This window comes from Fictibacillus sp. UD, from assembly GCF_043558025.1.
Classification (GTDB): domain Bacteria; phylum Bacillota; class Bacilli; order Bacillales; family Fictibacillaceae; genus Fictibacillus.
This window is the reverse complement of the sequence record NZ_JARUHH010000014.1, coordinates 15,254-38,939: the sequence shown is the minus strand read 5'-3', so window position 1 is coordinate 38,939 and position 23,686 is coordinate 15,254. Positions and strand designations below refer to the sequence as shown.

The window sequence follows — 23,686 nt, the reverse complement described above, 5'->3', positions numbered from 1 at the left end:
GTGTGGATTGCTTCAATAAAAAAGTCCTCGATCATGCACTTCAAGAATCACTTCAAAAATCTCAAATCCTATAAAAATGAGGAAAGCCCCTTGAGAACAAGGGGTTACTTTATTTTTAAAGATAACAAACGCGCGATGTTCTCTGCTGTTTTTTCAACATTAACCGATCCATTGGCCAGTGCTTCTTCCAACGAAACCACGCCGTTCACCACACTAAACACGGCATCTATATCATGCTCAAAAACGGCTTCATAATTTGGGCCGATGCTTCCAGCTATTGCAACTACAGGAACATCTAGCACCACAGCTTTAGCTCGTTTCGCCACACCAACAGGAGCTTTTCCATGAACCGTCTGAGAATCAATGCGACCTTCCCCAGTAATGACAAGATCCACATCACGCAAAGCATCTTCAAATCCAATCACATCAAGTACAAGATCAATTCCGCTCTGCAGCTTTCCGTCTAAAAAAGCAACAACGCCAGCGCCAAGTCCGCCTGCTGCACCTGCTCCCGGCTGCTCATCCACCCCAACGCCAAGATTTCGTTCAACCACTTCAGCATATCTTTTCAAACTGTTATCTAATACCCTAACCATTTCAGGTGTGGCTCCTTTTTGCGGTCCAAAAACAGCTGAAGCTCCGAGCGGTCCCGTTAAAGGATTCGTCACATCGCATGCCACATCAACTTTTACCGATTTCAAGCGCTCATCGATTTCAGAAACATCAATGGAAAGCAGCTCACCAAGCGCCTCACCGCCTGGCCGAAGCTCCTCACCATTCACATCCAGAAATTTCACACCTAGTGCTGAAGCCATCCCAGCGCCGCCATCATTTGTCGCAGATCCGCCAAGTCCCAGCACGATTCGCTCCACCTTTTTATCGAGCGCATCTAAAATCAACTCCCCCGTACCGCGAGTTGTCGTCACCAAAGGATTCCGGAGCTCTCTTGGCACAAGGTGCAGACCGGAAGCTGCGGCCATCTCGATCACCGCCGTCTTCCCGTCACCTGTCAGACCATAAAAAGCATTCACTTTTTCTCCGAGCGGACCAGTCGCACGAATTTCCACAATCTCTCCATCCGTTGCGTCAACGACAGATTGAACTGTTCCTTCTCCCCCATCACTAACGGGAACGTGCACATATTCGGCATCACTAAATACTTTTAGAAATCCTGCTTCAACAGCTCTGCAGACCTCAGCCGCTGTCATGCTTTCTTTAAACGAGTCGGGAGCGATGACAATCTTCATTAGGTCCACCTTCTTTACAATGATCTATGTTCCCACTCTTCTTCACATGGTTGCAAATACCTGCCTCCAAGCTTCTCAGAATGTATTTAAATGTGTCTAAAAATAAACTCCAAAACAAATACAGATTTCATCATTTGATAAAAAATATGTTAAACTACTCATTCAACCAAAAAAACATAACTTTTTCCAATAAAATCATCTATTATAGAAGGAAGAGTATTTTTTAAGGACGTGAACAATGAAAAAGCATATACCGAACTTATTAACTTTAGGAAATTTATTTTGCGGCTTTCTGTCTATTGGATACGTAACAAACGGTGATATCAGAAATGCGGCCATCCTGATTTTTATCGCGATGATGCTTGATGCTGTTGACGGAAGAGCAGCGAGGATCTTAGGGGTTTCAGGCAACTTAGGGAAAGAACTGGATTCTCTTGCAGATGTCGTTTCTTTTGGCGTAGCTCCTGCCTTTTTTGTGGCAAATACATACTTCGCACATTTAGGCATGTGGGGATTCCTGTTTGCTGGTCTGTTCCCGTTATTCGGCGCATACCGTCTTGCCCGATTTAATATCACAGATGCGGATGAATCCATGAAATATTTTAAAGGGGTTCCTATTCCGCTAGCTGGGGGAATCGTCGTCTTTTTAGTCTTTTTCGTAAAATGGATTCCGCTTTGGATCTTTGTCCTTCTTTTTTACGGGCTTGGCCTGTTGATGGTCAGCACGATAAGGATTCCAAGCTTCAAGGACATTCCGATGCCACGATACGGGACCATCATCTCACTGTTTCTGTTCTACATGTTTTACCTGCTGGCTAAGAACAAATTTGAAAGCGTGCCGATTTTCTTTTATGTCGCTTTAGCTACTTATTTCTTGTTTATCGGAGTTCGTTTCATTAAAGTAAAAGAAATTAAGATCAGAAGACCGCGCCGACCGCGCCGCAACAAAAGAAGACGGTTTTAAAATGCACTTATTCCATGCCAGATGCTGAAGTCTTTAGCATCTGGTTTTATTATTGAACAAAAAGGATGGATAAACTTGAATTCTCTAACATTCGGATTGTTATTTTTCATTCCAGGAGTCGCTTTTTTTCTATTGATTTTATTTAAATATACAGAACAAGAACACCAAAAGGAGCTCGAAAAATACGCATGGTTTCGTGAAGACAAACGAAAATGGATGTGGGACTCTGACTTTGCTCTATTTACAAAAATAGCGGAAAAGTCTTATATACTCACGAAAATTATTATGCTGCTGCTCTCATTATATATGGTGGCTGCAGGCGTACTTGGTCTGTGCATGTATTTCTTTTAATCCCTATCATCTTTTCCCCTCTCCCTTCATATAATGTCTTAATAAGAAAAACATGTACTTTGTGAAATGGACAAATCATGTTTGAAAGGAGAGAGGTTATGAGCAACTACCCAAATCTTAGGGAATTTTATGAAAGAGTCCCTATTCTGATCGGAGAAAACGATCGAGCTGCTCTTTTAAGAAAAGCAGAGGAGGACGAGGCGCTCGAAAGCTCAACACACTGGCTGATCGCGATGGAAGGCAGTGAAAAACAGCGGGACGTTTATCACTGGAAGGTTCTCATCTACCCTTCCCAAACGAAAAGTGTGCACTGCTATAAATCGCCTTACTACTCATCAAAGCACTTTGCATCCATATACGACGCGATCAACTACTCAAACGAGCTGAGTCAAAAAGCAAAGGAAGATCTGTTAAGCACCATCGAACAGCATGCCTTACAAAGAGAAGCATAACCCGATTCACCCTCGCTTTTCTTTTTACACTGGATTGTGAAATAGTGTACATAGGCCGCGAAATTACATAAGCAACGCAACTATGAAGTGGAGTATCTGCCAGTTCATTTTTATTATGACTTTTTTCCAAAAAGTGCAGACTATAAGAAGTTTCAACTGAAGGTCTTTTTTATTTGGTTCTTGATTAAGATGTTTAGATGAAAAAACAAAAGAAACGGCATTCCGAGTATAAGGAAACTCCCAATGCTATAATCTGGTATATAGAATAGTGGAAAAACGAGACTGCATCCTCCATAAGCAATCAAGCCCAACCAATAAGGAGAAATCCTTGATTTTTCTGAGATATTTTCAAGTAGTGATGTAATTACAATTCCGATGAATGCAAAAATGACAAATTGATACGCAACATAGATCAGGAATGTTGGCAGCAATTCCCCATTAGGGTAAAAAGAATTCCAGAAGTTAAAAGCTCCCATTATAATAGAAGTAGCAATTGCAGCTATTAAAATACTCACCATTTTCATTAATATTTCGAGTCCTCCAGATGTATGTACTTACATAAATTGTAACAAAAAAAAGACTCATAGGTACTCTCTACTGAGTCTTTTTATATTAATAAGCAAGTATGACGATAAATTATGTATTTATGACTGTAACCTCTGATTTATGAACCAAAATGACTCGTGGCACGTATCGTTCATGTACCTTCCTAATCTCAAGAAAGTCTGATGAATACACGTGTAGTACTTTGTGTAATTCATCTTGATATGTAACGAGATCTCCTCTTTCAATAGTCATGTTCTCACCCTAGTTGTTAGTTTCTATAGTTAATTATACCTAACAAATGCGGTTGTGAAATTGGGAAACATGAAGTGATTTAGGGCTTAAACAGCAATATTTTAATACTAGTTTCCTCTTACAGTTAAAGTTCATGTATATTTAAATAAGAAATTGATTGACCTGAATTAATCCCCAACAAATGTAAATGCTATCATGTTAAAAAAAGGGGGTAACTGACATGAACCTAGGAGAAAAGATTCGTTATTTCCGAAGAGTCAAAAACTTATCCCAGCAAGAACTGGCTATCGGGATTTGTTCGGTTCCTTATCTAAGTAAAATTGAAAATGGAGTCACCGAACCCTCAGGGGAAATACAGCAGCATCTTGCTGCACGTTTAGATATTGAATTGAACCACTTAAATGAAAATGAAATCATTCATCACTACGTAGATTTATTTTCTTTTATTTATAAAAGAGATTACAAGTCTGCTAAGGAAAAGTTTCATTCTTTAACAGATTCACCTGCACGGTCTGTAGATGAAGACATATTGCAAAAGATTTTTAAAAGCATCTATATCATGATGACAACAGAAGAAATGCCTGGTGTACATACATTACTAGATGAAGTATCTTATATAGAAAACGTGATAAAGGGACAAAAAGGTTTTTATTATTTTCTTGCCAAAGGGCAACTAAGTTATCTTACAAAAGAGTTTGAAGATGCCAATAACTATCTTTTAAAAGCGGAGAAACTTCTAGAAGAAAATCGTCATCAAGAGTGGGAAAAAGGATATTTGTTTTATATGATTGGCCTTACAGCAAATATGCTATATAGGAATATTAACGCATTGGAATACACTTCACGTGCCCTAGACATTTTTGAGAGAACTTATTATTTTAAAAGATGTGCCGATTGCAGAATAATTCTTGCCATCGTTCATCTTCGAACCAAAAACTTTGAGGAATCAACAAAACACTTGCTGCTTGCTGAAACCATCGCAAATACTTTTGATGATGAAGTGCTAAGAGGAATCATCTATCACAACTTAGGCGGTATAGCCACACATAAAGGTGAAAAAGAAAAAGCGATTTCGCTCTACTCTCAAAGTCTTAAAGCGAAAGAAGAAGAACCTCTTTTTGCTAAAATAATGACCATCTTTGCACTGATAAAAGAATATCAAAAAAGCAATTATCGAGAAAAAGGCTTGGAACTCATAGAAACTTGGCTTGGACAGCTTCATGAAAATCCGCTTTACCGAGAATATGAACTTCATTTTCTTTATCACAAACACCTATTCACAAATGGTGATCATACCGAAGCCAGCATCAGGTTTATGGTAAAAGAGCTGATTCCTTACTTTGAACAAAGAAACGAATGGATACACCTAGCCGAATATTACCCCGTACTCGGAAAGTACTTTGAGAAAAATCAAAAGTATAAACAAGCGAGTATGTATTATTCGATGGCCTATGACGCGCTAAGAAAAATGCATGAAGTCGGTGTTACGTACGTTTAAGTAAAAAAAGAAAACCCAGTATGGTCGTCCTTGCTGGGTTTTGCTATTAATGACAATACCTACTTCTTTTTTTTTAAAATCACAGAGATTTCCTCTGCTGAAATCGGCATGCTGAAATAGTATCCTTGCGCTTCGTTACAATGCTTTTGCTGCAGTAATTGAAGCTGTTCTGCAACGCCCCCCGCGATTACCTTCAAGTCCAGATTATGCGCCTCTTTTTTATGGTAGACGTTTTTTTTACTGTAATTGTTCTTTAATCTGTAACACGTTCGCTCCAAAATACCCCGTTACGCTCAAAATGCTCCAGTATCGCTCAAACCTAACAAAAAGGTAATTCATAAGAGCGTATTTCCCCTTATGTATCACCTCTTCATGGAATATTCACCTTCATTCACGTCTATACTGCATACTATCGACTTTAAAGAAAGAAGATGGATGCCATATGGCCGAATCTCATAATGAATTCCTTAGTTCTGATCTAACCCATAATTTAAAAATAATAGAAGAGAAAATGAAACAGACGGCGGATTTAAAACGAAGAAAGTTAACGTTCCATGGTGAAGCTATTATTCTTCTGTATCTTGATACGATGACGGACAAAGAATCGATCGAACTCCATATTATCAGTCCGATCAACAAGCAAGAATCTCAAAGTATCGAGAATTCATTAGGTACTAAACAATTTTCTATTATGACAACGTACAAAGATATTGCCGGCTCATTAGCAGAAGGTAATACCATTTTACTAACGGAAAATTGCAACATTGCCTATTCCATTGCGACCTTATCGGATGAAAAACGCGCGATCAATGAATCATTGAACGAAAAAGTAACGATGGGCGCACATGATAGTTTTGTGGAAAGCGCCGCTACAAATATATCGTTGCTTCGAAAAAGGCTCAGAACACCTGAGTTCAAAGTGGAGTATCAAACTTACGGAACAAAAACAAATGTTGAAGTTGCGATCTGTTATCTTGAGTCAAAAGTGGATCAGACTGTCCTTCATTCAATTAAAAGCAGATTGGAAAAAATTAAGAATGATGATCTCATTAACTCTCGGCAGATACAAGAGGCTCTTGAAGATTATCCGTATTCTCCTTTCCCTCAATCCTTAAGAACGGAAAGACCGGATCGGGCAGTCTTTAATCTCTTAAATGGGAATACCGTGATTTTTCTTGAGCATGAACCTTCTGCGTTAATTACACCTATATCTTTTTATTCTTTTTTAAGAAGTCCTGAAGATTATAACTCCCGCTGGTTCGTTAACTTTTTTTATTATTCGTTGCGATTACTGGCTTTTATCTTGTCGGTCACACTCCCGGCTTTTTATATCGCAGTTAATGCGTATCATTCTGCGATCTTGCCGGTGAGCACTTTTTATACACTCAAACTTTCCGTATTAAATGTCCCGTTTCATCCCTTTGTTGAAGCGATCATGATGCAGATTGTTTTGGAATTGCTGAAGGAAGCATCGGTCAGACTCCCATCAGCCGTTGCACAAACGATTGGTACAGTAGGCGCTATTGTAATCGGTTCGGCAATTGTTCAAACGAATTTTATTTCCAACACCATGGTTGTAGTAATTGCGATTACAGCCGTTTCATCCTTTGTCATTCCAATTGCGGAAATGAGCACAAGCGTGCGGTTAATGAGTTTTCCATTAATTTTTCTGGCAGCTATTTTCGGTTTTATTGGGATTGCATTCGGATTGATGGTATATACGACACACCTAGTTAAGTTGACTTCTGCTGGAAAAGCTTATGTGGAGGCACCTCTAATATTTCAATCATTTCTAAACAAGCAGCCTAAAAATGGAAAGGGTCAGGATACGAATGCTCACGAATAAGAATTTATTTTTCTTAATCATACAAGCCCAGATCGGTATCGGTATCCTCGGTCTGCCTTTTATCCTATATAACCATGTGCAGCAAGACGGCTGGATGTCTCTTCTAATCGCTGGAGTTTTGGCACAAGGAATTATCATCATACTTGTCGCATTAAGCAGAACGTCACCAAAGGAAACGTTTTATGAACTTAACCTTAGACTGCTGGGAAATGTTTTAGGAAAAATCGTTAACATAAGTTATGTGCTGTATTTTATTTCGTTTTCCCTGCTGCTCATGATACTTGTTACAGATGTTATCAACACCTGGATCCTTCATCAGACACCGCGATGGGCGATCATATTAATGCTTTTGATCGCAACTTCTTATATTGCGAAGGAACAAATACTGACTATTTCAAGATCGTTTCTCTTTTTTTCATTTTGGTTTATTGTCCTAATCTTTTTACTTATTCTGGTCTACCCTCAAGATATTCACTTTGGAAGATTGCAGCCTGTAGGTTCAAATAGTTTTACAGAAATAATAAAAGCGAGTCCTGATGCATTTGTTTCACTCATTGGTTTCGAGCTCATTTTATTCATCATGCCGCTGATAAAAAATCCTAAGAAAAGCTTAATGGTTCTCACGTTCGCCAATTTGTTTACCCTTATGCTGTATATCTTCTTATTTATCACTTGTGTCATTTCTTTTAGCGGGGTTCAATTCAGCCTCATTCAAGAGCCGTTATTATATCTTTTTCGAGGTTTATCATTTGACTTTGTTGAGAGAATCGATATCATCTTTCTTTCCTTTTGGATTGTGCCTATAGCTACTACACTTGTTATTCAGCTTTTTAATGCCAGCCAAGGAGTCCAGAATTTATTTTCAATCCAGAGGAAAAAATCAGTGTATTTTCTATCAGGTCTTTTATTATGTTTAGGTTTGTTGCCTATTACCTTTACTGTAAAAGAATCACTGTCTAGCATTATGATCTATTTAAATATCATCTTCGTCTTTATCGTCCCAGCCTTACTGCTCATTATTGCAAAACTAAAGGGGATTAAAGGATGAAGAATTTTACTAGAAAAATAATCTTGTTGTTTTTCATTTTTCCCCTACTGACTGGCTGCTGGGACCAGAAATTAATTGTGGACCAAGAAGTGATGAACGGTATAAGTTTTGATTTAGAGGATAACAAAATTAAGTCTACAATTATTGTGCTAAACATCATACCAAAGGGAACAGGTTACTTTGACTTTCAAAATCAGATTTCTTCTGCTGCCGGTCATTCTCTAGAAGATACTTATCGGGAATTAAGAACGTATTATACGGGTCCTTTAACGGCTTCAAAATCGCGAATTGTCTTGTTTGGAGAAAGTTTTGCAAAGAAAAATCTTAACTCCTATCTCGATTTTTTCTACCGCGTTCCAGATCCTTATCTAGGGAGTAAAGTAGCGATCGTAAAGGATGTAGAAGCCAGTGAGCTCTTTACATTAAAAGAGATAGGGACAAATCCTATCGCATTTGGATTATATGAAATCATTGATGCTGCTGAGAGTAACTCTACCGTACCTAAGGGAACCCTTAATACATTGTTTACTTATTTTAATGAAGAAGGAAAAGACTTTATCCTCCCTATCTTAGAGAAAAAAGGGGAAAACATCTTAGTTTCGGGAGCAGGTTTAATCAGTGATAATGCCTATTCTGGAGAGATGATTTCTTTAAAAGAATGTTCCTTGCTTTTATTGATCATGGATCAATACGGGGACCGTGTCGACCTGGAAACCTACCTGAATGATAAAAAGAAATTAAACAATCAAGTCGGTTATCGAATTTTGAAGGCAAAGCGAAAGTTTGACTTAAGAAAAGATGCTTTAGGAAAACCCATGGTAGATATTCATTTGGACCTTAAAGTTATGGTTCATCAATATCCAAGGACCGAAAAAATAAGCTCAAAGCAAATCAAAGAGTTAGAAAAAACCATTTCGCGGGATTTAACGGAAAAATCCCAATCGATCATGAAACAGACACAAAAAGCCAACAGTGATGTATTAGGAATTGGGCGAGAACTAAAAGAATCAGATTCAGCAGCATGGAAAGCTCTTGATTGGAGGGAAACGTACCCTTCTATAAAGATAAATACGAAGGTTGAAGTGGCGATTGAGAAGACAGGGATACTTAAATAGCGACTTAAATAATGACTTAAATAAAAACATAAAAAAGCACCTCTCTGCGTGCTTTTTTAATGTAGATTTTAAACACTTGTTTAAAAGTATACCTCTATCCCAACCAACTTTACCCTAACCGAAACACAATCCCATGTCCGCCTTTTGGGTATTCCCACTTAATGTTCTGATGCGGACACCCGATTCGGCAGCTTCCGCATTCGTGGCAGCCTTCGTACCCCACATGCATCCGAATTTCTTCCCACTTATACACCTCTGCCGGGCAAAAGATCGTACAGATTTTATCCGGACAGTGGTTCAAACATACATCCGCATCCATGACGGTAAGATGTGATTTCGTGTCTGCGTTAAAACGAACGAGATACTGTTTTTCTTCGATAGTCTGACACTTTCTTTCGCTCATTTACTTCATCACCTTCCACGCCCGGTATGCGTCACGAGCTAGTTTGAGTTTCTCTCCTGCTGTTCCAACATCACGCCAAATCTTCTTTTGTTTCTCCCATTTAGAAGTACCGTCCACCGTAAACATCTGGCTCATCGCCTTATTCGCCATCGGGATGTACTTTTCAAAGTACTGAGGGAACTTATCAAAGTGGTGCGTAGAATCTTTGTACTTCTTCATGTCCTGACCGACAAAACTGCTCATCAACCTTGTTTTATAGTGATTAAGCGTCGCTTCAGAATAGTCGTCGCTTTCTTTTGCCAATAAAACCGCTTCAGCCGCAAACTGACCAGACTTCATCGCAAGGTTCGAGCCCTCGCGGTGGATCGCGTTCACGAGCTGAGCCGCATCACCAACAACGAGCACCCCGTTCCCCGCCACTTTTGGCATCGATTTATAGCCGCCTTCCGGAATCATGTGCGCCAAATACTCGACCGGCTCACCGCCAGCAATATAAGGACGAATCATCGGATGATTTTTCACATACTCTAAAAGCTCATACGGTTTAATCTTATGCTTAATCAGCCCAGATAGAAGTGAACCAACACCAAGGCTGAGTGTATCTTTATTCGTATAAAGGAATCCAGTGCCAAGAATTCCTTTTGTCGCGTCACCAAAAAGTTCAATTGTTGTACCTTGGTTTTCTTCTAAATTAAAGCGGTCCTCAATCGTCTTTTTATCGAGCTTGATGATTTCCATCGTTGCGAGCGCCACTTCATCCGGCCGAAACTCTTTATGAAATCCAAGCGATTTGGCTAACAACGAGTTTACCCCGTCTGCCAGCACCACAACATCTGCATAAAGATCGCCATCTGGCCGGTCTGTCCTCACACCGACTACTTTTCCGTCCTCAACGATACACTCTAAAACAACGGTTTCGTTAACTAGCAGTGCACCCTGTTCAACCGCTTTCCCAGCAAACCATTGATCAAACTTGGCGCGCAGCACCGTAAAGTTGTTGTACGGCTCTTGGCCCCATTCCATTCCTTTGTAGCCCACCGTTACCGCTGACTCCTTATCCATCATCATGAACCGCTGTTCCACGATCGGTCGCTCGAGTGGTGCCTCTTTCCAAAACTCAGGGATTACGTCCTCCATCATTTTGCGATAAAGTACGCCGCCCATTACGTTTTTCGAGCCTGGATACTCGCCGCGTTCAATTAATAATACGTTTACCCCAGCTTTCGCAAGTTCATAGGCACAGGAAATCCCGGCAGGACCTGCCCCGACAACGATCACATCAAATTTTTCAGACATGGTCCACCACCTCCTGGTTAAACGCTTGTTTAAACTGTTGGATCAAAAGCGGTACAATTTCAAATGCATCGCCTACGATTCCATAATGACTGGATTGGAAGATAGCCGCCTCTGGATCATTATTGATCGCGATGATCAGACTAGAATTCTGCATTCCAACAATGTGCTGGATCGCTCCAGAAATCCCAATTGCAAAATAAATTTTTGGCGTCACCGTCACACCGGTCTGACCCACTTGATGATGGTGCTCAACCCAGCCTGCTTCAACGACATCACGGCTCGCACCAACCGCTCCACCCAGAGTTTCAGCGAGATCACGAACGAGTTGAAACCCCTTCTCACTGCCCAGTCCTTTTCCGCCAGCAACGATAATATCTGCTTCATCAATACGAACTTTTTTCGTTGTATGCTGCACGATCTCAAGCACTTTTGTTCGGATGTCATCTTCTTTTAAAGAAGTTTTCTCTTCTACTAATCTACCGGTTCGACCAGGCTCTGGCGTAAGTGCCTTCATCACTTTTGGCCGAACTGTCGCCATTTGCGGACGATATTTTTTACATAAAATTGTTGCCATGATGTTACCGCCAAATGCTGGTCGGCTCGCTAGCAGCAATCCTGTGTCTTCTTCAATATCTAAAATGGTAGAGTCCGCGGTGAGGCCAGTCGGTAAGTCTGTTGCGACAGCGCTCGCTAGGTCCTTCCCTGTTGATGTCGCACCGTACAGAATCACTTCTGGCTTGTATTTTTCACAGCACTCCAGCAATGCCTTCATGTACGATTCGGTTCGGTAGTTTTTAAAAATGGCGTTGTCGTACACATAGACGGTGTCGGCACCATACTCAAACACCGTGTCTGCCAGATGGGTCACGTTTTCTCCAATTAAAACACCCGCAAGTTCTGTGCCCCGTTTGTCTGCAAGCTCTTTTCCCGCTCCTAATAATTCAAGCGAAACGGGTACAACCTCACCGTCTTTTACCTCAATAAAAACCCAAATACCAGAGTAATCCTCAAAGCTCAACGCCAGACCCTCCCTTCACTGCAAAAAGTTCTTTTTTCTCTAATAAAATATTAAGCAACTGCTCCGTTTGCTTTGTCGCATCCCCTTCTAACATCTCACCGCCACTCGGTTTTGTTGGTGCCCATACTTTTGAAACGATGGTCGGTGAACCTTTGAGCCCGAGCTGTGTTCTCTCCACATCCTCTAGATCGGCGACCGCCCAAATAACTGGCTGATAACGAGCCGCTTTCAGCATGTTTGTCATCGATGAATATGGCACTTCGTTGATCTCTTTTTCAACAGACATCAAACACGGCATCGTCGACTGAATGACTTCATATCCATCTTCCAGCTTTCGGTGAACAACCGCATAACCTTCTTCCACGTTGATCTCTTTTACCTTGTTGACGGAAGTAAGCGGAGGCATGTCTAATCGGCGTGCAATTCCCGGTCCAACTTGTCCGGTGTCACCGTCGATCGTCATCTTTCCGCAGATAATAAGATCCACTGGTTTGATCTTAGAGATTTTCTCAATCGCTTTTGTGAGCGCATAACTCGTTGCGAGTGTATCCGCCCCAGCAAACGCACGGTCTGAAATCATGTAGCCTTCGTCTGCCCCAATCTCGATACATTTCTTGATTGCTTTTACCGCTGGCGGCGGACCCATCGTCAAAACCGAAACCGTCCCGCCGTATCTCTTTTTCAAACGCACCGCCTCTTCCACCGCATGCGCGTCATATGGATTTAAAATAGCAGGCGCACTCGCACGGTCCATCGTATTCGTCTTCGGGTTCATCTTGATGATCTTCGTATCCGGCACCTGCTTGATGCAAGCCACAATATGAAGCATTCGACCCCTCCTCTAATCACAGGCATTTCTCACATAGAAGCCACTAGTATGATGATTACTACTACTATATGGGGGGCTTATCCGATACATGACGGTTTTCTTTTTACACAAAAAAAGAGACCCTGTAAAAGAGTAACAGGTTCTCTTTTGGAGGAGAAAATTGTAATTCGCAATCCTTTTAGCAGGTGTAATAGCACTATAATAGGATATGTAATTGACATTAAAAAACGACCAGATTTTTGTCTGGTCGTTTACTTATAGCCTTCTTCCGCAATCGCACACGTTCGTGGAAAAGAAGTTAACTTTTACTACAAATAATTTTCTCACTTATTATCAAAATTAAAGGGTAAAGCCAATTTTTGTTGCAACTTATAATAAAATCTTTTGGGTTGCTCTTTGATTTTTGAACCTATTCTCTTTACAATACCGCTCGTTTTTTAAGCTTAGTTAGCATCTGATTCAATCCATTGTATAAGTTTGATTACGGTCGTAGAGTTATCAGTGTATTGTTCCATTTCCTCACTGTTTAATGCATCGCTCAACGTGTGTACATCAGTTAAAACTTGTGGATTTGCCTGTTTTAATTCATCAAGATACATCTGCTGGTCAACAGGTTCCATTGCAATAAATTCTTTATATAGAATATCTTGAAATGAAATATCTTTATGCGATTTAGCTGTTTCCGATTCTTGCTCATCTGGAATAAAATCTTCTTTTTCTGCATCTTTTAATTCTATTTCAGAAGCTACCAAGTCTTTCAATAAGTACGATCGTGCCTCATCCAAAGTAATTTTATTCTCTTTAGTCATATAATCTCCATAATACTTATTAAAAAAATAATCATCTTCTACAGGTATAAGATTTATTTCAGCTATAAAATACTGGCTGCTGTCGTCCCAATTATTCCTATGAAACTTTAATTCTACTAGTTCTTTATCTTTGGAGAAGAAAAGGGATCCCCCGCCTCCTTTGTATACTTCTCCTTTAAATTGGTTAAATATTTTAGGGTCTATCCAACGTGCTGCAGCACGTAGACCATATATAAATTGGCTCTCTAGGTAGATGGCTCTTAATTTATCCGGGTTTTTCTTTAAAAAGTAGGTTTTAACTTTAATTATATCTGTATTAAACCTGTCTAATTCTCCGCCTTCTCCTTCTATATATACCCATTCATGACCATCAGATTCCTCTAGCTCATATTCTCCGTCGCTATGAGTAAAAGCATCCACTTTTGGAAAAAGAGGTGACCATTTTGGTTCTAGATCTGCATAGTCAGAATTTAGGTGTACTCCTAATATTTCTGGGATACCAGTCTTTGAATTTAATGAAAATACATAATTACCAGAACTACTTTCTTCTTTACTGCTTGTCTTTGTTTGTGAGTTTTTTAACTTTTTCTCTTTCATGGTTTCAACAGACGATAACGTCTTATCTTCACATGCTGCAACCACACAAAAAAGAAGAACAATAAAAAAAGCTTTTATAAAATCTTTCATTTCCAGACCCCTTTTTTAAGTTTAATGTCTTTAGTTTTAATAAAAAATAATGAGATTCAACGTATTTCAAAAAAATTCCTAATTGTTTATAGATTGGAAAAAGCTAAATCATTTAAAATAATGGTGTTTAGACGACTTTTAGAATTAAAAACCCTACTTTATATCGGTCTCATATTGAAAAATGTTAGAAAAAAAGAAGACCTCAATAATTTGAGATCTTAAAATGAAACAAAATTTTATCTGTTACTAAATTTATTCCTCATTCGTGATTGATTTCTCCTCAATCCTGCTCGTTTGTGGAATAAGGCTTATTATATATTCGATTTTACCGCCTTTTAATCCTTTTTCGCTAAAAATGACAGGGCAATTCGCATACCAATTCGCAGCGTGACAATAGTTATTGTCCTCTTGCTAAAACGTGTGCTAATTGGAGTGCTTATTAAGGTTAGAAAAGTAGTGTTTTTTTATCAAAACCCTTATATACCAAGAAAAAAACGTTCGTTGCGTTTTATAGTGCTAATTGCTATGGATTTGGCTTGTTTTTCAGAACCCGTTAATAAAAGAGTCTCTACTCTTACTAGTTTTTATATTCCGGATGCTGGTGACGTTCACAGCCAAAAAGATAACAGCCGCTTTCTGCTGAAGGTTCAAGAAGCAGCTCAAGAAGGTTGCCTGCTCTCACATCTTCAAACATATTTTCATACGATTTTATTTCGTTAGTAAGTTTTAGCATGTTTTCCTGTTTATCTTGTTCTGACCAATCTGCATCCAATTCTTCTCTTTCTGCTTCATGTAATTCGTCTTTTTTTTCCTGTATAACCTCATTAATAATCTCATGCGCTCTCGTTTCTTGGTTCGTCTTTATAAGAGAATGAATGTATCTTCCAATCCAATCAGGCTGCTTATAATAATCCTCCCACCCTTTTTCGAACCATAAAATCGCTTCTGGATGAAGATCCAATTCAGTGTATAGTTCAGCTATATCGACTTCACCAATAAAATCCTCGTCACTCTCGTCAAAAGTAGTGATTAAGCGTTTTGCTTCAGCCAATTGACCACATTCAATCAAACACTTCACCTGATTATATAATGTATAGTCAGATTTCCCTGCTGCTTGTCCAAAGTGATTTGCTGCCCGGACTGTGTCGCCAAGGTAATAGTAAGCAACACCCATATTATGAAAAGCGGCTTTCGTTGGCTGGATAGAGATAGAGAGTTGTAACATTTTTAATGCTTCTTCATATCGTTCATTTCTCAACAAAAGTTCACCACATAAGCTATACGGGAAATGTGAAGTTGGTTTATGTTCAACTGCTTCGGTAACGAGACTCAAAGCCCGCTGAAGATCATCTTCTTCGTGCCAAAGAACCCACGCAAGGTTTGTCAGCGATTGAACATCTCTTTTTTCTAAGACAGCTTTTTGAAACAGTTTGATAGCTCCATCTATATTGTTATCTTCAAGCTCATTAATTGCTTCTTTGTTCATATATATCCTGAACATCTACCTTCCGTTATTAAAACCCATATTTGATTACCTAATCTAGTCTTGCGAAGTGCGTCTTGAATACACACAATTTAAGTAACCCATTACATAAGCATCTATGTCTCTATTATAATTATTTCAATCCCCTCGTGGAAGGTGGCCAATGAGATAAGTTTTACGGTACGTGTTCTTTTAATTGTTACACGTTCGCGCACCATCTTACTGTTTACGCGCAGGAACTCCCTGTTTGCGCGCGCAACTTAGAGTTTTACGCGCGCCAAACATCAATTTACGCGTACCATTTTCATCCCCAACCAAAAACAAGAACTTCTAGCCCTATTCTCACACGCTATTTTCCCTACTTTCCGTTCCTCCCACCTCTAACATGGGATATCCTTCCTGTTTTGTCGACAAACGAGCTCTACAACATGCAATTCCCAGTCATTTCATGTTATTTATAAAATTGTCAGACAATTTAAATAGGGAGTTGTTGCGTTAATGTTGAGTAAAAAGTCCTTTGCCTCCTTTTCCCTCAGTTTTCTTCTATTGACCGTCTCGACCACCGCGTATGCGGACAAGCCTGGATTGCCAGCTTTCCCGGAACCGGTAGACAAAGAATCCTGGACGCTGCCACGAGACATGACGTGGAACGATTATCGACCAGTTCCAGGAATCGATTGGCGAAATGCTGATGTTCAGCCAGAACGCGTCATTAAAGGTGCACTTATTATCGTAGATTTCCCAGACCGTGAATTTATCCTCAGTCAGCCTGAAGGCTCAGAAATTGCAGGCAATCCCATCAACACCGGGAATATCCCCCGAGAGCAGATGGGACAATTTTGGCTAGACTTCTTAAACAAACCTCAAGCACTTAACAACTACAGAACAATCGATGAATATTGGCGGGAGAATTCCTATGGAAAGTGGGGAGTTGAGCTCGATGCTTTTGGAACGTACCGCATGGATTACAATGAATTTCAATATGGACTGAACGAATTTAATCAGATGCAGAACATGCCAGCAGGTTTTACAGGTAAAACCCTCCGATCGGAAGCTATTCAAAAAGCTCAAGCTGATATCGATGCATCTGGCGAAGAATACGATTTCCGTTTTATCGTGCATGCTGGTTATGACGAATCGGGTGTGTGGCAGGAGTTAGGTGAAATGATGTTCCAAACGCCAGAGTCTGTAACAAAGCCGTTTGGACCCCCATATGCAGGGATGCCGAATTCAGCCGTAACCCGCTATGTCCCTTGGACTTCCTGGTATGCGGCTAAAAGTATTTGGTCTAGCGCGAGCAACGGAACTTCCATTCAAGGGGAAAACGATGGGATGGGAACGTTCGCTCATGAGTTCGGGCACATAATGAAACTCGGTGACAACTACAACAATCCTTATGCAAACCCTGTTTCTCGTACCTATTCAGGTCCGTGGGAGTTAATGAGCCGAGGCAGCTTCAACGGCCCAGGCGGACCGCACACGAGATGGATGGTGCCATCTCCACTTGGCGCATCAGCTCCATCACATCACATGCTGCGTAACAAAATCAAACAAGGCTTTCTTGATGAAGACCAGTATTTGAGTTTGAACCGTGACGAGCTTGCGGAAACCGGACCTGTTTTTGCAGATATCCTAGCGCGTGAAGTTCCAACAGGTGAAGAATTTGGCCGCACAGGACTGCACGGTATCCAAATTGCAATGGAAGACCTGACACCTGCAAACTCGCTAAAAGATGACTGGCGTGCGGACATGCAACGCGGTGCAAAATGGTACAACAACTATACGATTGAAGTTGTCGATCGTGTGGGCTACGATTCCTTTGCCCCTGATGCTGGCGTATTGCTCGCAAAAACAAAAAACACCGAATCACCACCAAACATCTGGGTGATCGACTCTCATAAAGAAGATATCAATCAAGTGGATTTCAAGCGACCAGACGGAACAGAAGCGATGATGTCTAAAGGAGATTTTCAGCAGCTCGCCGACTCCCTCTTTAAAGCAGGAACAGCGGATGGTGTTGTGAGCGAATATAAAGACGAGCACAACCGCCTTCACTTTTATGTGTTGAAGAAAAAAGTAGATGATCAAGGCGCTCTTAGTTACCGAGTGGCTGTGAGGCATATGGATGGAGCTGGTCCTTATACACGCGGCGTTCAGGCAGTGAGAGGATCAGAGGAATTTGCCGTACCTGGCCGTGTAGCTGTTTACAACTTCAACGTAACCAATACAGGTGAAGCAACGGATCTTTTCAGACTTAACGCAACAACAGAAGCTGGCTGGGATCTTCAGTTAGAAAACAATGTGATTGAAGTGGAAGCTGGAGAAACCGTACAGATTCCTGTTTACGTGAAGATTCCAGATGCGAAGAACGGTCCAAAACCAACTATGCTGACATTTACGACTACTTCTGAAACAGATAACAGTAAAATCTCAACCGTGGTTCACAAGGTTGGTCCTGGTAAAGGTAAATAAAATTTGAAAGGAGGAGTGATCGCAATGATCTCTCCTCCTTTTTTTAAAACGCATATAGAAACAACCCATAATATAGCGGACCAATCATAATGATCGCCGTTAACCCGAACACAACAGGTCGAGCCGCTCTTGGAATCTCGTTCGCATCTTCATTAAACTTCTTCAAGCCGTAAGCAAGATCCCACAGAAGTCCACCGAAGAAAACAAACTTCCATACGAGCGGCGTAAGCAGTTCATTACTTGTTACATAACCAAACAACCCGATCCACGTAATGATTGAAATCACAAAGTCCAGTTTTGCGGAGTGCGTTTTGTAGCCACCTTTTATGAGGTAACCAATCGCAAAAGCACCGAGAATTCCTAAGTAAATCGTCCATAAAACATCTGTCATAATCCCCATGTCCCCTTTTTCTGTCTATGGATTCATTATAAATCTTAGGAATACTTGGGGGAAGGTGAAATGTCTGGTATTTCTACGGTACGTGTTCTTTTATCTGTTACACGTTCGCCGATAAAACATTGATTTCCACCGGTAAAGTTACTATTTTCACCTTTAGAAAGCTTCTTTTCACCGATAGAATAGGGTTTTACACCGATGAAGTTCAAGTTTAAACCTATAACGTTTCAGCATGTGCCGATTCACACCATAATCATATAAATTTATGATTGCTATCACCTCTTAAATAAGTTACCATTAAAGGGGTAACTTTTATTTAAAAAGAAGGTAGATAGATGTGAATAAACGTGTTTACATGTTAACGATCGTTTCATTTGTTGTCGGTATGGTCGAGTTAATTATAGGCGGGATTCTAGATCTTATCGCCGAGGATCTTGGCGTAAGTCTCGGGAAAGCTGGATTTCTTATCACGATCTTCTCGCTCGTTTTTGCCATCGCAGCACCTATTTTGCTGGCGATGACGGCACACATAGAGAGAAAGAGATTAACCCTCATCGCGTTAATCGTATTTTTACTAGGAAATGCACTCGTGATCGTGAGTCCGACGTACACGATGTTATTAATTGCTCGGATTTTATCAGCGGCGAGCGGATCTTTACTCGTTGTCCTATGCGTAACGATGGCGTCTAATATCGTTGAAGGAAAATACAGAGCTCGCGCAATCGGTGTCGTGTTTATGGGGATCAGTGCTTCTCTTGTACTCGGAATCCCAGTCGGGTTAATGCTAGGAAACGCATTCGGCTGGCGCGCACCATTCATTTTAATCACAGCATTAACCGTGTTATCCATACTCGGCGTGCATTTCTTTATGGGACGACAGGATTCAAAGCCCGCAATTCCAATCAAGCAGCAGCTGCAAACATTAAAAAACAGACGCATCTTATTTGCACAGATTACGTCGTTCCTGTTCTTAGCCGGTCACCTAACATTATACGGCTACTTGACGCCATTTTTAAAAATGACGCTTGGACTTAACGGGACATGGGTCAGCATCGTGTACTTGATATTCGGTATTGCAGCCGTATTTGGCGGCGGTATCGGTGGCATGCTCGCTGACCGATTCGGCACCAAGCCTACAATTTTAGGCGTTACAATAATCTTTGGCATCTCAATCTTTATGATTCCTTATACAACTTTTGCTTTTCCACTATTTTTAGTGGTGATGATCATTTGGAGCATGCTCAGCTGGGCGATCACGCCTGCGATGCAGAGTTACTTGATCGAGTCGTCTCCTGAAACATCTGACATACAACAAAGTCTGAACAATTCCGCGCTTCACTTCGGGATTGCTTTCGGGTCCATGATTGGCGGAATCGTGATTGAGAGCGCGTCTGTCGAGACGAACGCAACTGTCGGCGGATTGTTGGTTATACTGGCTTTAGGGACAGCTGTCATTTCAATGACCAAAAGAAAGAGTTCCAAAGTCAGCGCACATACAATTAGCTAGGTTGCGAAAACTATGGCATGATAATAGTAGAGAAAATTATTTTTGTAGGAGGTGAAACCATTACAAATAACAGGTTGTAATGGTGAACAAATGAGTATCCATATTGGTGCAAAACAAGGTGAAATCGCAGAAAGCATCCTATTACCGGGAGATCCGCTTCGTGCGAAATATATCGCGGAAACATTTTTAGAAGACGTAAGATGCTACAACGAAGTTCGCGGTATGCTTGGATTCACAGGAACATACAAAGGAAAGCGCGTGTCTGTTCAAGGGACAGGCATGGGAATCCCATCAATCGGGATCTATGCAAACGAATTGATTCGTGAATATGGCGTAAAGAACTTGATTCGCGTTGGTACTTGCGGCGCAATTCAACAAGACGTAAAAGTACGTGACGTAATCCTAGCGATGACGGCTTCAACTGATTCACGCATGAACCACTTAGCATTCCCTGGCATCGATTTCGCGCCATGCGCAAACTTCGATCTTTTGAGAAAAGCGTATGAAGCTGGAACTGCAAAAGGCTTGAAGATTAAAGCGGGTAACGTGTTAACGGCTGACCTGTTCTACCGTGACAGCATGGATATCGTGAAAAAACTTGCTGAAAACGGCGTGTTGGCGGTTGAAATGGAAACAACAGCTCTTTACTCCATCGCAGCGAAATATGGTGTGAACGCACTATCGATCCTAACAGTTAGTGACCACATCTTTACAGGTGAAGAAACATCAGCTGAAGAGCGCCAAACGACATTTAACGATATGATTGAAATGGCGTTGGAAGTTGTGAGTTCGGAGGATAAATAAGCAAACAAAAAAGAGGCCTCTTTGGGGTCTCTTTTAATTTTTTTGGTAGCCGTGGTTACCTGTATAAAAACCATTCTAATTCTTTCACCTTTTTCCCATCCAACTGATGAGATATACCATACCTTTCTCCTTTCCCATCCTTATTTATCGCAACATCAATATCGTGTAATAACTGTTTCATATATTCAAACGCTTTTAACGTTTCTTCACTTGTAGGCTCCCATTCCTTCATATATTCAATTTTCTCTTTTGCGTTTCCATACGAATCAATACGTGCTGTACGGACATATTGATGGTGCCCAATAAGTGAAATAAGCGTTTGTAAGTTTTGAAAATCTTTTTCAAGATCTTCACCTTCTACGCGAATATATGGTCCTAACATATCTCGGAGCATTTGTGATTTTAAATAAATATCATAACCTTCATCCAAACCAGCTCCTGGATATTTGCTAGGGACTGGTTGTTCTAATCTTTCAAGTGTTTGAGGAACCCATTCTCTCACATTCGTTGCGAAATCGGGTTTTTCCAGATTCCCAACTGAAGAAAAATCTCTCCACTCTTTCTTCTTATTTTCATCAATATCATCAATCTTATTGGTATTCTCTTTTTGATCGATATACTCCGCTCTTCTTGTATTACTATTATCATAATGATCCAGTTGGTCAGACACAAACATAGAGAGACCAAACAATAAGGATGTCATAAGTACCGTACTAAGAGTAAATCGCCAAGTTCGAGATAGACTAAATTTCAACAAAGGTGGTTCCTCCCCTTTAATCTTACGTAGTACATTTCTTTGACGTTTTTCATTAAAATCTAAATCTTTCAATAACGTACTATTCATTTTTTCTTTGAGGTCTCTTAGTTTATCTTCCATATTGCTCACCTCTCTCCAACTTCTTTTTCAACTGTTGTTTACCTCTTAACAGCCTTGATTTGACGGTATTTTGATTGATACCTAGAAGGTCAGAAATTTGCTCAATTTTCATTTCTTCATAATAGTAAAAGATAATAACTTCTCTTAACTTAATGGGTAGAGATACTACTTTGCTCGAGATATGTTTTGCTTCTTCATAGAAAAGAATTTCCTCTTCAGGTGATTTATCATAGCTTGGTTTAGAATGAAAACCGGTAAAATTGTAAAGGATAAGATTTTTAAAGCTCCAGCTCTTCATAACATCCTTACATTGATTAATCGTAATTTTATACAACCAAGTTTTATAAGAAGACTCTTGCCTAAATAGATGCAGATTTTTATAACACTTAATGAAAACTTCTTGTACAATATCTTCTGCTAGTTGTTCCTGTTTTACATACGTAAAGGCCACCCTCACTAAACTTTGCCCATACTCATTCATAAGCCAAATAATCATTTCTTCCTTGCTATGTATGCAGGGTTTTGACCTAAATTCACTTTCAGCATGTTCCATTGTGTTCACCCCTATTCCTATAATAGACGATAGCAAGTTGTGAATAGGTCCCTATTTTTAAAAACCACTTTTAGGACATAAAAAAGACGCCGTATTTGACGTCTTTTTTAAATTTATAATTGTTAATACCTCAACTTCATCAATACACTCTTAATTTCTTCATCATTCATCATTAGATCTGAATGCTTTTCGGTGATTTTGGCTAACGCGACATCATGATAAAAGAATTCAATGAATACTTTTATAAACGGACGTGATTTGGTCTTCAATGCCTGCCAGCTTTGCCCTTCCATCCCTGCAAAAATAACTTCAGTCTCATCGACCACAACTAATCGAAAACGTTCTAACGAGTGGTGCTCCTGTGCTGGAATTAACGTATGTACATGGGATAGCGTAGACTCTAGCTCACCTACCACAAGGACCTCCACATCTACACCTTGTTTTTCTTTTTCTTGCAGAATCGGTAGGACCTCTTGAATATCGTCCTGCCAGCCAGAAACACGAATTGATTTTTCAGCCGTTTGCAGAAGCTGCTTCGTCTGCGCGCGGATTGACGAATCCACTTTAAGACTCCAAACGTGTTCATCATAAAATTTTCTTTTCGACGTATTATTTTTCAGCTGCTGTACATTTTCTTGAAACTCAGTCGTCAGCTTTTCAATTACAATGGACAGCGGAAGTGCCGTATACAGTTTCTTCTTTTCAGACACCGAATCAAGGACCATCCCTTTTTCAATCATTCGTGAGAGGACCTCATATATCTTTGATTTAGGAACACCTGAATATTTAACAATGTTCGTCGCGTCCATCGGTTCCTCACTCGATGCGAGGACCTCGAACACCTGACTTTCATATTGTGAAAAACCGAATTTTTGTAACATGGTTCCTCCTAAACGGCCTCTAAACGACCTAGCATACTACATGTATCTTAAAACAATTATGACCCTTTCGCTAGTCCTTGAAACATTTCTAAGGTGGCTGTTTTAGGGTCGTGTATTACACGTTCGTCGTTTTTTTCACCTGTAGGGGTAACGTGGTGGATTCCAATCCCTTAACGTCCAAAGGTTCCTATGGGCTCTCAATGTAAGTAAAGCCAGCAGCACGTAAAAAGGATTACATACGGGAGGATTATGTTAAGTAAGCTTATCACCTTAGAATTACGGAAGGAGGAGAATAAAAGAATATATGCAAAGAGAAAAGAAATCATTGAAAGAGGATTTTTAGTGCAAAAG

Annotated in this window: 23 protein-coding genes; 10 read left to right on the top strand and 13 right to left on the bottom strand. The window is 40.3% G+C overall.

Features of this window, described 5'->3' with window-relative positions; genetic code table 11:
- Nucleotides 1-104: 104 nt before the first annotated feature.
- Nucleotides 105-1,247 (bottom strand): glycerate kinase, encoded by a 1,143-nt coding sequence (locus P8610_RS16635; RefSeq protein WP_394605348.1) that lies wholly within the window; start codon nt 1,245-1,247, stop codon nt 105-107.
- A gap of 238 nt (nt 1,248-1,485) precedes the next feature.
- On the opposite strand from P8610_RS16635, the gene pssA reads away from it, so the two are divergent.
- The 3 genes from pssA (at nt 1,486) to P8610_RS16620 (ending at nt 3,014) form a co-directional block, all read left to right on the top strand.
- A complete protein-coding gene (pssA, locus tag P8610_RS16630) occupies nt 1,486-2,211 on the top strand; it encodes a CDP-diacylglycerol--serine O-phosphatidyltransferase (protein WP_394605347.1) in 726 nt (241 codons plus the stop codon).
- 75 nt (nt 2,212-2,286) lie between these two features.
- The gene (locus tag P8610_RS16625) at nt 2,287-2,562 is read left to right on the top strand and encodes a hypothetical protein (RefSeq protein ID WP_394605346.1); all 276 of its coding nucleotides are present in this window, start codon (nt 2,287-2,289) and stop codon (nt 2,560-2,562) included.
- Between the two features lie 98 nt (nt 2,563-2,660).
- A complete protein-coding gene (locus tag P8610_RS16620; RefSeq protein ID WP_394605345.1) occupies nt 2,661-3,014 on the top strand; it encodes a hypothetical protein in 354 nt (117 codons plus the stop codon).
- 152 nt (nt 3,015-3,166) lie between these two features.
- Here the strand turns inward: P8610_RS16620 and P8610_RS16615 are convergent, their stop codons facing one another.
- On the bottom strand, nt 3,167-3,538 hold the full coding sequence (locus P8610_RS16615) for a hypothetical protein (RefSeq protein ID WP_394605344.1): 372 nt from the start codon (nt 3,536-3,538) through the stop codon (nt 3,167-3,169).
- 494 nt (nt 3,539-4,032) lie between these two features.
- Between P8610_RS16615 and P8610_RS16610 the strand changes: the two genes are divergently transcribed.
- A complete protein-coding gene (locus P8610_RS16610) occupies nt 4,033-5,310 on the top strand; it encodes a tetratricopeptide repeat protein (RefSeq protein ID WP_394605343.1) in 1,278 nt (425 codons plus the stop codon).
- Nucleotides 5,311-5,369: 59 nt separating this feature from the next.
- Here the strand turns inward: P8610_RS16610 and P8610_RS16605 are convergent, their stop codons facing one another.
- A complete protein-coding gene (locus P8610_RS16605; RefSeq protein ID WP_394605342.1) occupies nt 5,370-5,507 on the bottom strand; it encodes a hypothetical protein in 138 nt (45 codons plus the stop codon).
- A 245-nt stretch (nt 5,508-5,752) separates the two neighbouring features.
- Here P8610_RS16605 and P8610_RS16600 point away from each other — a divergent pair, with 245 nt between their 5' ends.
- Genes P8610_RS16600 through P8610_RS16590 form a run of 3 tightly spaced genes read left to right on the top strand, consistent with a single transcriptional unit; the run spans nt 5,753 to nt 9,319 of the window.
- A complete protein-coding gene (locus P8610_RS16600) occupies nt 5,753-7,156 on the top strand; it encodes a spore germination protein (RefSeq protein WP_394605341.1) in 1,404 nt (467 codons plus the stop codon).
- The gene (locus tag P8610_RS16595) at nt 7,143-8,204 is read left to right on the top strand and encodes a GerAB/ArcD/ProY family transporter (protein WP_394605340.1); all 1,062 of its coding nucleotides are present in this window, start codon (nt 7,143-7,145) and stop codon (nt 8,202-8,204) included. The genes P8610_RS16600 and P8610_RS16595 overlap by 14 nt, the downstream gene beginning before the upstream one ends.
- Complete coding sequence (locus P8610_RS16590) at nt 8,201-9,319, top strand: Ger(x)C family spore germination protein (RefSeq protein WP_394605338.1); 1,119 nt, start codon at nt 8,201-8,203, stop codon at nt 9,317-9,319. Before P8610_RS16595 ends, P8610_RS16590 begins: the two co-directional genes overlap by 4 nt.
- A gap of 109 nt (nt 9,320-9,428) precedes the next feature.
- Here the strand turns inward: P8610_RS16590 and P8610_RS16585 are convergent, their stop codons facing one another.
- The 6 genes from P8610_RS16585 to P8610_RS16560 form a co-directional block, all read right to left on the bottom strand.
- The gene (locus P8610_RS16585) at nt 9,429-9,722 is read right to left on the bottom strand and encodes a ferredoxin family protein (protein WP_082820778.1); all 294 of its coding nucleotides are present in this window, start codon (nt 9,720-9,722) and stop codon (nt 9,429-9,431) included.
- On the bottom strand, nt 9,723-11,018 hold the full coding sequence (locus P8610_RS16580; RefSeq protein ID WP_394605337.1) for an FAD-dependent oxidoreductase: 1,296 nt from the start codon (nt 11,016-11,018) through the stop codon (nt 9,723-9,725).
- Nucleotides 11,011-12,036 carry an electron transfer flavoprotein subunit alpha/FixB family protein gene (locus tag P8610_RS16575; RefSeq protein WP_394605336.1) on the bottom strand — a complete coding sequence of 342 codons (1,026 nt, stop codon included), beginning with the start codon at nt 12,034-12,036 and terminating at the stop codon, nt 11,011-11,013. The genes P8610_RS16580 and P8610_RS16575 overlap by 8 nt, the downstream gene beginning before the upstream one ends.
- Nucleotides 12,026-12,865 carry an electron transfer flavoprotein subunit beta/FixA family protein gene (locus P8610_RS16570; RefSeq protein ID WP_394605335.1) on the bottom strand — a complete coding sequence of 280 codons (840 nt, stop codon included), beginning with the start codon at nt 12,863-12,865 and terminating at the stop codon, nt 12,026-12,028. Before P8610_RS16570 ends, P8610_RS16575 begins: the two co-directional genes overlap by 11 nt.
- 443 nt (nt 12,866-13,308) lie before the next feature.
- Nucleotides 13,309-14,361 carry a hypothetical protein gene (locus P8610_RS16565; protein WP_394605334.1) on the bottom strand — a complete coding sequence of 351 codons (1,053 nt, stop codon included), beginning with the start codon at nt 14,359-14,361 and terminating at the stop codon, nt 13,309-13,311.
- A 577-nt stretch (nt 14,362-14,938) separates the two neighbouring features.
- Nucleotides 14,939-15,847 carry a tetratricopeptide repeat protein gene (locus P8610_RS16560; RefSeq protein WP_394605333.1) on the bottom strand — a complete coding sequence of 303 codons (909 nt, stop codon included), beginning with the start codon at nt 15,845-15,847 and terminating at the stop codon, nt 14,939-14,941.
- A gap of 495 nt (nt 15,848-16,342) precedes the next feature.
- Here P8610_RS16560 and P8610_RS16555 point away from each other — a divergent pair, with 495 nt between their 5' ends.
- Entirely contained in the window at nt 16,343-18,316 is a 1,974-nt protein-coding gene (locus P8610_RS16555) for a M6 family metalloprotease domain-containing protein (protein WP_394605332.1), read from the top strand.
- Between the two features lie 43 nt (nt 18,317-18,359).
- On the opposite strand, the gene P8610_RS16550 is transcribed toward P8610_RS16555, so the two are convergent.
- Nucleotides 18,360-18,707 (bottom strand): hypothetical protein, encoded by a 348-nt coding sequence (locus tag P8610_RS16550; protein WP_394605331.1) that lies wholly within the window; start codon nt 18,705-18,707, stop codon nt 18,360-18,362.
- A gap of 343 nt (nt 18,708-19,050) precedes the next feature.
- On the opposite strand from P8610_RS16550, the gene P8610_RS16545 reads away from it, so the two are divergent.
- Complete coding sequence (locus P8610_RS16545) at nt 19,051-20,220, top strand: MFS transporter (RefSeq protein ID WP_394605329.1); 1,170 nt, start codon at nt 19,051-19,053, stop codon at nt 20,218-20,220.
- Between the two features lie 90 nt (nt 20,221-20,310).
- The gene (gene deoD / locus P8610_RS16540; protein ID WP_394605328.1) at nt 20,311-21,024 is read left to right on the top strand and encodes a purine-nucleoside phosphorylase; all 714 of its coding nucleotides are present in this window, start codon (nt 20,311-20,313) and stop codon (nt 21,022-21,024) included.
- A 55-nt stretch (nt 21,025-21,079) separates the two neighbouring features.
- Here deoD and P8610_RS16535 read toward each other — a convergent pair whose 3' ends face one another.
- From P8610_RS16535 to P8610_RS16525, 3 genes are all read right to left on the bottom strand, one after another.
- Complete coding sequence (locus P8610_RS16535; protein WP_394605326.1) at nt 21,080-21,901, bottom strand: hypothetical protein; 822 nt, start codon at nt 21,899-21,901, stop codon at nt 21,080-21,082.
- Entirely contained in the window at nt 21,891-22,454 is a 564-nt protein-coding gene (locus P8610_RS16530; RefSeq protein ID WP_394605325.1) for a sigma-70 family RNA polymerase sigma factor, read from the bottom strand. The genes P8610_RS16535 and P8610_RS16530 overlap by 11 nt, the downstream gene beginning before the upstream one ends.
- A 122-nt stretch (nt 22,455-22,576) precedes the next feature.
- A complete protein-coding gene (locus tag P8610_RS16525; protein ID WP_394605323.1) occupies nt 22,577-23,335 on the bottom strand; it encodes a TrmB family transcriptional regulator in 759 nt (252 codons plus the stop codon).
- Nucleotides 23,336-23,686: the final 351 nt, after the last annotated feature.